Here is a 12,089-nt window from a genome sequence, read left to right as displayed (position 1 = left end):
ATGGATGGGCACGGGTTCGTAGAGTGTCTCCCTGCGCTGGCATGATCCAGATCAGGTTCGACGGTCGAAGGTTGATGACCTTCCTCTCAGCCCGGCCTACCGGACTCCCGTGTGCCCCACATGTTAGCAACACTCCGCCGTCGCACGCGAGGCGATCCCCTATGGTGGTGGGCGTGACTCCCCTGTCGAACGATGCACTCCCGCCCGATCCGGCGCGCCCGTCCGATCCGGCGCGCCCGCCCGCACCCGCGTCACCCGGCCCGTTGCAGACCGCGACAGCGCCGATGACGCCGCAGCAGTACGGCGTGGGCGCCCGCTTCACGCTGTCCGTCTACGACTCCGACTATGTCGCGATCATCCTGGGTGCCCTCGGCGAGGCCGACGCGACCGACCTGCTCGTCGAGACCGGCGACATCTCGACGTTCGTCGCCGGCGGCGAGCAGCGGGTGCTCGCCTACCTCCGGGACGTCATCGCGGCGGCGGCGCGCAGCGGAGCGCACCTCTCGGCGTCGATCCTGCTCTCGCGGGGCTGCCCGGGCGAGCTGCAGTGCGCGCTCCCCGCGGGCGTCGCGGCACTCGGCGCGGATCCCGTGTCGCTCGCCGGCACCGGGGTGCGCGCCCGGGCCCACTGGTCGCTGTACCCGCTGCTCGACGGCGGCACCGGGCGAGGCTGCGGAGCGCGGCACGGCGGCGGATCGGCCGGTGGCGGCGGCCCGGCCGATGCCCCCGCCGACCACATGGCTCCCATCTACGCGGCGATCGAGCAGGCGAGATCCGCGGGCGTCTACTCGGGTTCCGACCACTACGCGACCCGGCTCGATGGAGACCTCGCCGCTGTGCTGCAGACCGCGGCGAACGCGTGGATCGGCGTCGGCGAGAGCGTGCAGCACGTGGTGACGCACCTCACGGTCTCGATCAACAGCCCGTCGCCCCTGCGGGACTGATCGATGCGCTGCACGAACGGGACGAGGGATCCGCGATGACGTCGAGACAGATGCACCTCGTGGGCATGGTGAATCCACCCACGAGCCAGTATGCCGAGAACTGGCGGGATCCGCTGGGACGAGCGGACTGGCTGAGCGGACGCTTCCACGCGGACCTGGCGCGCACCCTCGAGCGCGGGCTCTTCGACATGGCGTTCTTCGCCGACGCCCTCGCGGTGCCCGAAGATGGCGACGGCGACTACGCCACCACGCTGCGCACGGCCGGCAAGGGCAGTATCTACCTCGATCCGATCACCGTCGTCTCGCTGGCCGCGGGAGCAACGAGCCGCATCGGCCTCGGAGCCACGGTGTCGACGAGCTTCGTGCCGCCGTACGCGATCGCTCGCCAACTGCTCTCCGTCGACCACCTCTCCGGCGGACGGGCTGCCTGGAACATCGTCACCTCGACCACCGATGCCGAGGCGCGCAACATGGGTCGCGATCGCATCGACCCGCCGGGAGAGCGCTACGACCGCGCCGACGCGGTCGTGCAGACGGTGCTCGACCTGTGGCGCTCGTGGGAGCCCGGCGCGCTCGTGCACGACCGGGAGTCGGGACTGTTCGCCGACCCGAAGCGCGTGCACCGCGTACCCGGCGGGCTGTCCCGCGGACCGCTCACGCTTCCCCGCAGCCCGCAGGGGCACCCGGTGCTGATGCAGGCCGGGTCGTCGCCGCGCGGGCGGGCGTTCGCGGCGCGCTGGGCCGAGGTGGTCTTCGCGATCGGAGACACCGAGGAGGGAATGCGCGAGTTGCGGCGGGAACTGCGCGATCGCGCGCGGATCGACCACGACCGGGATCCCGACTCGATCCGCGTGCTGCAGGGGGTGCAGCCGGTGGTGGGGTGGACCGATGCCGACGCGCAGGCGAAGCTGCGCGCACTGCGGGAGCGCATCGACCTGCCCGCGGCGCTGACCAAGCTGGCTCGACTGCTGCACGCCGACGAGCTGGATCCCGACGCCCCGGCCGTCGACGCGCTCGCCGCGCACCGCGGTGCGACGGGCAGCGTCGGCTTCGAGGACATGCTGGCGTCGGTGAGCGCGCGGCGCGGCTTCACCGTGGCCGAGCTGGCGGTCGAACAGGCGCTCAACCAGCTGCACCCGCAGGTGGTGGGATCCCCCGCGACGGTGGCCGAGCACCTCGAGCACCTGTTCCGCGGCGAGGCGGCCGACGGCTTCGTCGTCTTCCCCGCGCTCTACCACTCGTCGTTCGAAGACTTCGTCGCCGGGGTGGTGCCCGAACTGCAGCGACGCGGCGTGTTTCGCACGGAGTACTCCGGGGCAACTCTGCGGGAGCACCTGCGCGGGTGACGCGCGGGTGACGCGCGGGCGGCCGCGCGCGCCCGCCGCCCGCTCCGTGCCGCTCCCGCACGCTCCCGCCCGCTCCCTGCTCGAAACCGCGCCGTTTGTTCCATTCCGCGCGAAATATCCACGCTGGAAGCCTCGTGTTCGAGCAACGGGGTCGGTTTCGCCAGTCAGTGCGCGTGGGGGGCGCCGTGCAGGGTGCCGTGCAGGGTGCCGTGCGGCACCGCCGATGCCCCCGGCGCGGTGTGGGCCAGCGCCGGGGTGGTGATCGCCGCGACCAGCATCGCCTGCGCGGCCAGGATCACGACGAACGCTGCCGGCCCACGATTCCACCCGCCCCGGAGCGCCCGCACTCCCGCAGCGCGCCCGTGCTCGCCGACCGGGTCGTCATCCCGCGGGCCGCGCGCGGCAAGGGTACCGGCCCGCCGGCGCAGGACCGCCACCGCGGCCATGGCCGCGGACCAGTGCAGCGCGAGCAGCGCGAGCGCCGGGAGGATCCCGACGAGCCCCTGGAACAGCAGCACGACCGCCGCCGCTGCGACGGCGGCGGTCGCCCAGAGCACTGCCCGCGGCGCGGGGACGCGGCCGAGGCGCAGCGCGATCCCGCCCCAGAGCAGCTCAGCACCACCGGCGACGACGAGCGGCACGGCGAGCGGCGGGTCGAGGCCGGCCGCGACGGCGCAGAGGATGAGCCCGGAACCCAGGGCGGCGAAACCGCACCAGCTCGACAACACCGGGACCTGCGTCTGCGTCACACCGCCGGTCGCGCCGCGACCGCGCGATCGCGGTCAGCGCCGAGGCTCACGCCCAGCAGGATGAGCGCGCTGCCCAGGTGGAGGATATGGTCGGCCGTGTTGAGCGCCAGGATGTTGGCGGCGGTTCCGGCGATGAAGAAGCCGATCACGCCGACGAGCAGATACACCACGCCGACGGTGCCGTTGATCCCCTTCGCGGCGCCCACGCCCGCAATCCCGCCGCCCAGCAGCGCTGCGCCGACCAGCAGGTGAACGATGTTGTGCAGCGGATTCACCTCGAACACGCCGATGAGCAGGCCGCCCTCCGTGGCGAGGAACCCCACGCCGCCGGTGACCGCGAAGCCCAGAATGCCCACGAGTAGATAGACGACGCCGAAGACGATGCCGACGATTCGGTTGGGTGAGTTCTTCACGATGCTTCTCCTTCGATCGAACGTGCAGTCGCGACGGCGATGCCGCCGGTGCCGGACCAGGCCGTCCGCGCACCTGCAACCCACTGTGGGCGCCGTCGCCGGAAGCGGAAAGGTGCTTGCGGAGAGTACGAACGTGCACTAAGTTCACCGCCGAGCAGGAGCGATCCGGCATCCGCTCCCGCACCTGCTCCCGGCGCCGGCCCATCACGATCGTGTCAAGCCCCTCCCCCTGCAGCGGAAGGATCGGGTTACATGGGGACATGTCAACGAAGATCCTCTCCATCGGCACGGCCGTGCCCCCTGCGCGGCTCTCGCAGCCGAAGACCCGCGACTTCTTCGCGGCTCAGCCCGGCGTGACCCGGCTCACCGCCCGCCTCATCGGCGCCGCGTTCGACCAGTCGGCCATCGAGAACCGGTACTCGGTGATCGGCGAGATCGGCTCGAGCGAGACGCTGTTCTCCGAGGACGGCGCCCGGCTGAGCGCGCCAAGCACCGGTGAGCGCAACCTCATCTACCGCCGGGAGGCGCCGCGCCTGTACGCAGCCGCCGCCCGCGACGCGCTCGAGCGCTCCGGCTTCGTCGCCGAGGAGGTCACCCACGTCGTCACGGCGTCGTGCACGGGGTTCTTTGCTCCCGGCCCCGACTATCTGCTGGTGAAGCAGCTCGGCATCTCCGTGACGGCCGAGCGCACGCACATCGGCTTCATGGGCTGCGCCGCGGCGTTCCCCGCGTTGCGCACGGCGACCGCGATCAGCGACGCCCGCCCCGGTGCGGTGGTGCTGGTCGTCTGCGCCGAACTCTGCTCGCTGCACATCCGCTCGTCCAGCGACCCCGAGCAGATCGTGGCGTCCGCGGTGTTCGGCGACGGAGCGGGTGCGGCGATCGTGTCGTCGGCCGAGCCTCGCGACGGCAGAGCCGCCCTGGAAGCGGTCGATTTCTCGACCGCGATCACCTCGGAGGGCGAGCGCGACATGGACTGGACCATCGGCGATCGCGGATTCGAGATGCGTCTCACCGCGGAGGTGCCGCGCATCATCGGACGCGAGATCTCGGGGGTCGTCGAGGCGATGCTGGACGGCGCGGATCCGCGCACCGACGTGGAGGCGTGGGCGGTGCACCCGGGCGGTCGCAGCGTGCTTGACCGGGTGCAGGGCGGAGTCGAGCTGCCGGACGAGGCGATGGCGCACTCGCGCGCCGTGCTGCGCGATTTCGGCAACATGTCGAGCGCGACGATCCTCTTCATCCTGCAGCGGATCCTGGCCGACGAGTCGCTCGGCGAGGGCGCGCGCATCGCGGGTCTCTGCTTCGGGCCCGGGCTCACCGTAGAAACCGCGCGCCTCGTCATGCGCGCGGGCAGACGGGAACCGGCGGGGGCGGTCGTGGCGAAGACGGAGCCGACCGGGGTCGCGGCGGAGACGGAGCCGACCGCGGCCGTGGCGGCGCAGGAGCCTGCCGCGGCCGCCGCACCGGCCTGATGCCGCGGTCGCGGGTGTCGCTCGCCGCGCGAGACGAGCGACTCCTCGAAGTGATGGACGATCCGAACTGCGACCCGGTGCGCCTGCATCGCACGCTGCGGCGGTTCTGGGCGGTGAACGGCGCCGTCTCGCGCTGGGGGCGCGTCTACCGCAACCACGTGCGGCCCGCGCTCGCGCGGAGCACAGGCCCGGTGCGCATCCTCGATATCGGGTGCGGCGGCGGCGATGTGCTGCGGCGGCTGGTACGGCTCGCGCGGCGCGACGGCTTCGCAGTGGAGGGCGTGGGCATCGATCCGGATCCCCGCGCCTGGGCGGCGGCGAGCAGCGGCGCGCCCGTCGACGGCGTCTCATTCCGCGCGGCCGCCAGCGGCGAGCTGGTGGCCGCGGGAGAGCGGTTCGACGCGGTCGTCTCGAACCACCTGCTCCATCACCTGGACGCGGTGTCGCTGGAGGCGGTGCTCGCCGATTCGCAGACTCTCGCGACGCGGGTGTGCGTGCACTCCGACATCGCGCGCAGCCGGCTCGCCTATGCGGCGTTCGCCGTGTGCGCGGCGCCGATCGCTCCGGGGACCTTCCTGCGGGTCGACGGCCTGCGCAGCATCCGGCGCAGCTACACCCGCGACGAGCTCGCCGCGCGGCTGCCGCGCGGCTGGCTGGCCGAGCAGCCGGCTGCGTTCCGCCTGCTCGCGGTGCACCGGACCTGGCGTTTCGGGGTGCGGCCCGACGAGGAGGCGCCCGCGTGAGGGCCGCGACGCACGAGGTCGCCGTCGTGGGCGCCGGCCCGACCGGACTCTGCCTGGCCGCCGAGCTCGCGCGCCGGGGCGTCGACGTCGTGGTGCTCGAGCGCCGCAGCGCTCCCGAGCCGGGCACCCGCGCAATCGGCGTGCATCCGCCCGCGCTGGCGGCGCTCGCGCCATCGGGAGCCGCCGAGCGCATCCTCGCCGAGGCCGCCCGGATTCCGCGCGGGATCGCGCGCTCGGGAGGGCGTGCGATCGGCGAGGTGCGCTTCGACCGGCTCGGCGGCCCGTTCCCCTTCGTCGCGGCGGTTCCGCAGGCCGTGACGGAGGCGGCCGTGAGCGCGGGATCCCCGGAGCCGATGCGCGGCGCCGAGGTGCTGGGGGTCGTCGAGCAGCCCGGAGGCGCGCTCCTCCGGGCCCGGGTCGGGACGGAAGACACCGAGGTGCGCGCACGCGCGGTCGTCGTGGCCGCCGGCGCCGCCGGGCGAGGGCTCGTGCTCCCCCGTCTGAGCGGGTCCGCGCGCGCCTGCGCCGACCGCTACCTCATGGCCGACCTCGCCGACGCCCCGGGGCAGCCGGCCGACACCGCGATCGTCACGCTCGACGCGCACGGCGTGCTGGAGTCGTTCCCGTTGCCGGGGGGCGGCCGGCGGCTCGTCGCCTGGGACGCCGGGGGCGCGGACTCCTCGCGCACAGCGGTCTCGCACGAGCAGCACGCGGACCGTCTCCGCCGGGCGGTCACCGAGCGCACGGGCGACGTCGGCTTAGCGGCCCGCGTGCAATCGGCGACGGCGTTCGGGATCCGGCGTTCACTGCTGCACCGCATGCGCGCGGGGCGCGTTTTCGCGATCGGCGATACGGCGCACGAGGTGAGCCCCATCGGCGGACAGGGCATGAACCTGGGTCTGCTCGACGCGGTGACGCTCGCCCCGCTCCTGGCCCGGTGGCTGCGGCGAACGGAGGGCGACCCGGAGCCCGAGCGGGTACTGGCGCGATGGGAGCACCGCCGCCTGGCATCCGCGCGCACGGCAGCTCGTCTCGCCGGTCTCAACACCGCGCTCGGCCGCGCCCGCTCGCCGCACTCCCACGCCGCGCTGATCGCTGCGATCAGCGTTGCGGCGGCGGGGCCCCTCGTGCGACTCGCCGCCCGCGCTTACGCGATGGGATTCGACCGCGACGCACCGCGCGCCGCTCGACGAGGCGCCGCGGGCGTGTGAGATGTCGCAGCAGCAGGCGGACGGCCGCATCAAAGTGGTGCTGGACCGGGCGGCGCGACCGGCGGAGCGAGGATCGAAGACCGCCGCGGGCGACGAGCGCAACCCCGTCGACACGCCCCGCCCCGTGGGCGAGGGTGGGGACATCACCATGCAGACCGAAGGAGGCGCACAGTGTCAGAGCACTCGACCGATCAGCTGACGTTCCAAAACCCGGTGACGCGGTTCCCCGTGATCTCGCCGCCGGTGCAGCACCAACCCGAGCCCGGTCTCGATCAGGAGCTCGTGCCGCAGACCGACCGCGGCCAGCACTCCTACCGCGGCATCGGCCGCCTGACGGGGCGCAAGGCCCTGATCACCGGCGCCGATTCGGGGATCGGCGCCGCCGTGGCGATCGCGTTCGCCCGCGAGGGCGCCGATGTGGCCCTGTCCTACCTCCCCGCAGAGGAGGAGGACGCCCAGGAGATCAGGTCGTTCATCGAGGACGCCGGCCGACGGGCCGTGCTGCTGCCCGGCGACATCTCCGACCGCGACTTCTGCGAGCGGCTCGTCGCGGAGGCAGCAGAGTGCCTCGGGGGCCTCGACGCCCTCATCAACAACGCCGGCCGGCAGATCTCCGTGGAGGATATCGCGGACCTGCCGGATGAGCAGTGGACCGCGACGTTCGACACGAACATCCACGCGATCTACCGGATCTGCCGGGCCGCGCTGCCCCATCTGCCCGCCGGCTCGACGATCGTGAACACGACCTCGATCCAGGCCTACAAACCTTCCCCGCACCTGCTCGACTACGCCTCGACCAAGGCCGCGATCAACAACTTCACGAAGGGTCTGGGTCAGCAGCTCGCCCCGCGCGGGATCCGCGTCAACGCGGTGGCACCGGGCCCGATCTGGACGCCGCTGCAGGTGTCGGACGGGCAGCCGAAGGAGGCGCTGCCCGACTTCGGCACGAACACCCCCATCGGCCGGGCGGGCCAGCCGACCGAACTCGCGCCGGCGTTCGTGTTCCTCACGTCGCCCGAGTCGAGCTACGTCATCGGAGAGACCCTCAACGTCAACGGCGGCACCCCGTCGCCGTGACCCGGGTTGCAGCGAACCGCGACGCCGATGCGGGCCGTCACCCGGAGCCGGCCGTGGAGAGGCGCCGATGCATCCCGATCGCGCCCTCGCGCGCGAAACCGAGGGACTCGTAGACGCCGACGGCTTCGTCGCTCGCGAAGAGGCCGACGAAGAGCTCCGCTCCCGGGGCAGGCCGCAGCAGTTCGATGAGTCGCTCGACGAGCGACGTCGCGATCCCCTCGCCATCGTGATCGGGGTGCACGATGACGTCCTGGACATATGCGTACTGCAGGCCGTCGCCGACGGCCCGCGCCATGCCGACGATTCCACCGTCGGCCGCATAGACGACCCCGGCGAGCGACGCCGCGAGCGACGCCGCCCGGACGTGGTCGTCGAAGTGCGCCTGCCATCCCACGGCTGCGGCGAGGGCCGCATGCTCGGCGGGGGTGGCGACCCGGTCGATGATCCGGCCGTTCACGGCGCCGCCGCTCCGCCGGCCCCGTCGATGCGCATGCCGTCCCCCTGCGCCGTCGGCACCCGCGCTTCCGGCGCGTCCCAGCGGTGCGCTGCGGAGGCCGGCGGCTCGACGACCACGTCTCGCTGCGCGTAGTGCAACGGCGACAGGAAGAACAGCACGCTCGCGATCAGCGCGATTGCGGTGCCCACCGCGCAGGCGCGGAACAGCACCCTCGGCGCCGCTGCAGCGAACCGGCGATGCGCCAGCGCGGCCAGCCCGAAGCCGATGAGGCCGCCTGCGGTGTTGACGATGAGGTCGGTCGTATCGGAGACCCCGATGGCCAGGACGTACTGCGCGGTCTCGAGCGCCAGGGCCGCTCCCGCCGATGCCCACGCGACCCGGCCCCACGACCACGCGGGAGCGATGAGACCGAGATACAAGCCGAACGGGAGGAAGAGCGCGACATTCGCGGCGATCTCGAGGGGAGCATTCGCTCCGAACCCGGCACCCGCCCCGAAGGGGACGAGCTTGAGCTGCCGCACCCCCGCGATTCCGATGTGCGGCACCTCGAGCTTCCACAGCACGATCCAGACGAGCAGCGCGAGGTAGACCGCGAACAGCGCGACGACCGGTGTGCGGCTGCGCGGCGCGGATCCGCGCTGCGTCCTCGGCCTCGCGAGTCCCTCGATCGGCTTCAGGTCCTCCATCCCATCCTCCATTCTGTGTCTGCCGTCACCGGCGATATCGGCCGCGATCGCCTCGAGACGGAGCCCGTGGCGGATGGCCCCGCCACGAGCGGTTCGTCCTCCACCACCAGCACGCGCATGCCCTCCATGCTACGAGCCCGCGCCTATCGCCGGCGTATCGAGACTGTCACTTCCCGCCGCGTCCGCCATGCCTGTACTGTGAGATTCATCGGAGCGCTGCGGAGAAGGAGGTCGCGTGTTCGAGCACGACGCGCTGGACATCGAGCAGCGGGCATCGACCGGGGCGCTGCCCCCGAGATCCCGCGTGGACCGGCTGGTGAGCGAGGCGTATGAGCGCTATGCCAGCGTCGACGACGGCGCGGTGGCCGACTACATCCCGGTGCTCGCCGCGGCAGACGCGTCGCACTTCGGCCTGTCCGTGGTGAGCGTCGGCGGCTCGCTGCACGAAGCCGGCGACGTCGACATCCCCTTCTCGATCCAATCGATTTCGAAGGCCTTCGTCTTCGCGCTCGTGTGCGAGGAACTGGGGCACGAGGCAGTGCACGAGCGCGTCGGCGTGAACAACACGGGCCTCGCGTTCAACTCGCTCATCGCGATGGAGCTCAACGGCGGCAGCCCCATGAACCCGATGGTGAACGCCGGAGCCATCGCCACCACCGCGCTCGTGGGCGCGTCCTCGGCGGAGGAACGCTGGGCCCGGGTGCAGCGGGGTCTGTCCCGGTTCGCGGGCCGGGAGCTGTCGCTCGACGAGGACGTGTACCTCTCGGAGAGCCGCACCAACCTCCGCAACCGCGCCATCGGCAAGCTGTTGCAGAGCTACGGGCGGCTGGATCCCGACCCGCTCGAGACGGTCGACGTCTACACGCGGCAGTGCTCGCTCGCGGTCACCGCGCACGACCTGGCGGTCATGGGCGCGACCCTCGCCGACGGCGGGGTCAACCCGGTGACCGGCGAGCAGGTCGTGTCAGCCGAGGTCTGCCGGGACACGCTCGCGGTGCTCGCCTCGTGCGGCATGTACGAGCGCTCGGGCGAGTGGCTGTTCGAGATCGGGCTGCCCGCCAAATCCGGGGTGTCGGGCGGCATCGTCGCCGTCGCTCCCGGCAAGGGCGCCGTCGGCGCCTACTCCCCCCGGCTCGACACCGCGGGCAACAGCGTGCGCGGGCAGCGCGCGTGCGCGCACCTCTCGCGCTCGCTCGGCCTCAATCTCTTCGCCTCCGTGCGCGGCGGCACGTCCGAAACGTCCGAACCGGAGGAATCGCATGGCTGAGCAGTCCGCTCCCGCTCGCACCGCACCCGATCCCGCGCAGCGGCGATCCTGGGCCCCGATGGTGGGGCTCTTCCTCGCGCAGGTGCTCATGTCGTTCAACGTGGCGGCGCTGCCCATCTCGCTCGGCGGCATCGTCGAGGACTTCGGCGTGCCGCCCACCGTGGCCAGCACCACCATCGTCGTCTACGGCATCGCCGTCGCGGCACTCGTGATGACCGGCGCGAAGCTGGGCCAGCGCGTCGGGTGGGTGCTCATCTTCCGCATCGTGGTCGTGGTGTTCGCGGGATCGTCGCTCATGATGATCCTCTCGCCGAGCATCGGATGGGCCATCGCGGGGCAGGTGCTGGCCGGCGCCTCGGCCGCGATCATCGTGCCGGCGCTCGTGGCGCTCATCGCCGAGAACTACCAGGGCGACCAGCAGGCCACCGCCGTCGGATCGCTCGGCTCGGCGCGCGCCTTCTCGGGCGTCAGCGCGTTCCTCATCGGCGGCACGCTCGGCACGTTGGTGGGGTGGCGGCCGGTGTTCGGGATCACGCTCGGCCTCGCGGTGCTCGTCTTCGTCTTCAGCTTCCGGCTGCGATCGGATCGCGGCAACCCCGGGATCAAGATCGACCTCGTCGCGTCGCTCCTCATCGGCGCGGGGATCGTGCTGCTGACGCTCGGCTTCAACAACCTCAACGGCTGGGGCATCCTGTTCGCCGAGCCGGGCGCGCCCTTCGAGATCCTCGGCCTGTCGCCCGCGCCCGTGTTCGTGGTGCTCGGCCTGATCCTCGGGCAGTCCTTCTTCCTGTGGACGAACCAGCGCATGGCGCAGGGCAAGGTGCCGCTCGTCGACCTGAGCGTGCTGAAGGAGCCGACCGAGCGCGCCGCCGTCTACGCCATGTTCATCATCGTCGCGATGGAGGCGGCCGTGAACTTCACGGTGCCCACCTACATCCAGATCGTGCAGGGCCGCACCCCGTTCGACACGTCGCTCGCGATGATGCCCTTCAACCTCACCGTGTTCGTCACCGCCACGCTGATCGTGCGCTTCTACAAGCGCTACGCGCCGCGCACCATCGCCCTGTTCGCGTTCGGGCTCACCACGGCCGCGCTCGTCTGGCTGGCCTTCGTGGTCACCAACAATTGGGAGACGCTGCCCACGATCCTCGGCCTCATCGTGTTCGGGATCGGGCAGGGCGCACTCGTGACGCTCGTGTTCAACGTGCTGGTCACCGCCGCCCCGAAGCACCTGGCGGGCGACGTGGGATCGATCCGCGGCACCACCCAGAACCTCGCCTCGGCCGTCGGCACCGCGGTGATGGGCGCGGTGCTGGTGACCACGCTGGGACTCGGGATCGGCAGCGCCGTCGCCGACCACCCGGAGCTGCCGCCGGAGCTCGCCGAGCAGGTGGACCTGGACAACGCGAACTTCATCAGCAACGACGAGTTGCGCACGGTGCTCGCGGACACCACGGCCGACGCCGCGCAGGTGGAGGCGGCCGTCGCCCTCAACGAGGAGCAGCGCCTGCGCACACTGAAGCTCGGCTTCCTGCTGCTCGCAGGAATCAGCGCGCTCGCCGCGCTGCCCGCCTCGCGACTGCCGAAGTACCGCCCTGAGGAGATCCCCGCCGAGGCGGTCGGATCGGCGGACTGAGCGCGCCGACGTATCATCCGCCTATGCGGCGCGGTCTCCGCACACGCATCCGCGGCATCCCCCCTGACGATCCCGGGCATTCGCG

The 12,089-nt window shown here is 72.2% G+C and carries 13 protein-coding genes and 1 riboswitch; of the genes, 9 read left to right on the top strand and 4 right to left on the bottom strand.

Annotation, left to right across the window (positions count from 1 at the left end; all coding sequences use genetic code 11):
- Nucleotides 1-11: 11 nt before the first annotated feature.
- Nucleotides 12-121: riboswitch (TPP riboswitch) on the bottom strand.
- Between the two features lie 163 nt (nt 122-284).
- Together EVS81_RS14350 and EVS81_RS14345 are read left to right on the top strand one after the other, a co-directional pair.
- Nucleotides 285-944, top strand: a complete 660-nt coding sequence (locus EVS81_RS14350) for a Ykof family thiamine-binding protein (RefSeq protein WP_240739873.1) — start codon at nt 285-287, stop codon at nt 942-944.
- A 35-nt stretch (nt 945-979) separates the two neighbouring features.
- Nucleotides 980-2,290 carry an NtaA/DmoA family FMN-dependent monooxygenase gene (locus EVS81_RS14345; RefSeq protein WP_240739872.1) on the top strand — a complete coding sequence of 437 codons (1,311 nt, stop codon included), beginning with the start codon at nt 980-982 and terminating at the stop codon, nt 2,288-2,290.
- Nucleotides 2,291-2,454: 164 nt separating this feature from the next.
- Here EVS81_RS14345 and EVS81_RS14340 read toward each other — a convergent pair whose 3' ends face one another.
- On the bottom strand, nt 2,455-3,039 hold the full coding sequence (locus EVS81_RS14340) for a hypothetical protein (RefSeq protein ID WP_130110974.1): 585 nt from the start codon (nt 3,037-3,039) through the stop codon (nt 2,455-2,457).
- On the bottom strand, nt 3,036-3,452 hold the full coding sequence (locus tag EVS81_RS14335) for a DUF4383 domain-containing protein (protein WP_130110973.1): 417 nt from the start codon (nt 3,450-3,452) through the stop codon (nt 3,036-3,038). The genes EVS81_RS14340 and EVS81_RS14335 overlap by 4 nt, the downstream gene beginning before the upstream one ends.
- Before the next feature lie 260 nt (nt 3,453-3,712).
- Between EVS81_RS14335 and EVS81_RS14330 the strand changes: the two genes are divergently transcribed.
- Genes EVS81_RS14330 through EVS81_RS14310 form a run of 5 tightly spaced genes read left to right on the top strand, consistent with a single transcriptional unit; the run spans nt 3,713 to nt 7,958 of the window.
- Nucleotides 3,713-4,927, top strand: a complete 1,215-nt coding sequence (locus EVS81_RS14330) for a type III polyketide synthase (RefSeq protein ID WP_130110972.1) — start codon at nt 3,713-3,715, stop codon at nt 4,925-4,927.
- 53 nt (nt 4,928-4,980) lie between these two features.
- Nucleotides 4,981-5,670, top strand: a complete 690-nt coding sequence (locus EVS81_RS14325) for a methyltransferase domain-containing protein (protein WP_240739871.1) — start codon at nt 4,981-4,983, stop codon at nt 5,668-5,670.
- Nucleotides 5,667-6,881, top strand: a complete 1,215-nt coding sequence (locus EVS81_RS14320) for an FAD-dependent oxidoreductase (RefSeq protein ID WP_130110971.1) — start codon at nt 5,667-5,669, stop codon at nt 6,879-6,881. The genes EVS81_RS14325 and EVS81_RS14320 overlap by 4 nt, the downstream gene beginning before the upstream one ends.
- Before the next feature lies 1 nt (nt 6,882).
- Complete coding sequence (locus EVS81_RS14315) at nt 6,883-7,080, top strand: hypothetical protein (RefSeq protein ID WP_165384156.1); 198 nt, start codon at nt 6,883-6,885, stop codon at nt 7,078-7,080.
- Nucleotides 7,053-7,958 (top strand): SDR family oxidoreductase, encoded by a 906-nt coding sequence (locus tag EVS81_RS14310; RefSeq protein WP_130110969.1) that lies wholly within the window; start codon nt 7,053-7,055, stop codon nt 7,956-7,958. The genes EVS81_RS14315 and EVS81_RS14310 overlap by 28 nt, the downstream gene beginning before the upstream one ends.
- Before the next feature lie 37 nt (nt 7,959-7,995).
- Here the strand turns inward: EVS81_RS14310 and EVS81_RS15845 are convergent, their stop codons facing one another.
- Together EVS81_RS15845 and EVS81_RS14300 are read right to left on the bottom strand one after the other, a co-directional pair.
- Nucleotides 7,996-8,415, bottom strand: a complete 420-nt coding sequence (locus EVS81_RS15845; protein ID WP_165384278.1) for a GNAT family N-acetyltransferase — start codon at nt 8,413-8,415, stop codon at nt 7,996-7,998.
- Entirely contained in the window at nt 8,412-9,101 is a 690-nt protein-coding gene (locus EVS81_RS14300; RefSeq protein WP_130110967.1) for a VanZ family protein, read from the bottom strand. Before EVS81_RS14300 ends, EVS81_RS15845 begins: the two co-directional genes overlap by 4 nt.
- 235 nt (nt 9,102-9,336) lie before the next feature.
- Here EVS81_RS14300 and glsA point away from each other — a divergent pair, with 235 nt between their 5' ends.
- Complete coding sequence (gene glsA, locus EVS81_RS14295) at nt 9,337-10,368, top strand: glutaminase A (RefSeq protein WP_130110966.1); 1,032 nt, start codon at nt 9,337-9,339, stop codon at nt 10,366-10,368.
- On the top strand, nt 10,361-12,004 hold the full coding sequence (locus EVS81_RS14290; RefSeq protein WP_130110965.1) for an MFS transporter: 1,644 nt from the start codon (nt 10,361-10,363) through the stop codon (nt 12,002-12,004). The genes glsA and EVS81_RS14290 overlap by 8 nt, the downstream gene beginning before the upstream one ends.
- Nucleotides 12,005-12,089: the final 85 nt, after the last annotated feature.

Source organism: Leucobacter triazinivorans (genome assembly GCF_004208635.1).
In the GTDB taxonomy this organism is placed as follows: domain Bacteria; phylum Actinomycetota; class Actinomycetes; order Actinomycetales; family Microbacteriaceae; genus Leucobacter; species Leucobacter triazinivorans.
The sequence above is the reverse complement of the archived record's forward strand: the minus strand, read 5'-3'. Positions and strand labels throughout refer to the sequence as shown.

Coding starts and splice junctions, on each gene's coding strand:
- EVS81_RS14315 (WP_165384156.1), top strand. CDS start 6,883: ATGTCGCAGCAGCAGGCGGACGGCCGCATCAAAGTGGTGCTGGACCGG.
- EVS81_RS14325 (WP_240739871.1), top strand. CDS start 4,981: ATGGACGATCCGAACTGCGACCCGGTGCGCCTGCATCGCACGCTGCGG.
- EVS81_RS14290 (WP_130110965.1), top strand. CDS start 10,361: ATGGCTGAGCAGTCCGCTCCCGCTCGCACCGCACCCGATCCCGCGCAG.
- EVS81_RS14345 (WP_240739872.1), top strand. CDS start 980: ATGACGTCGAGACAGATGCACCTCGTGGGCATGGTGAATCCACCCACG.
- EVS81_RS14350 (WP_240739873.1), top strand. CDS start 285: ATGACGCCGCAGCAGTACGGCGTGGGCGCCCGCTTCACGCTGTCCGTC.
- EVS81_RS14300 (WP_130110967.1), bottom strand. CDS start 9,101: ATGGAGGACCTGAAGCCGATCGAGGGACTCGCGAGGCCGAGGACGCAG.
- EVS81_RS14330 (WP_130110972.1), top strand. CDS start 3,713: ATGTCAACGAAGATCCTCTCCATCGGCACGGCCGTGCCCCCTGCGCGG.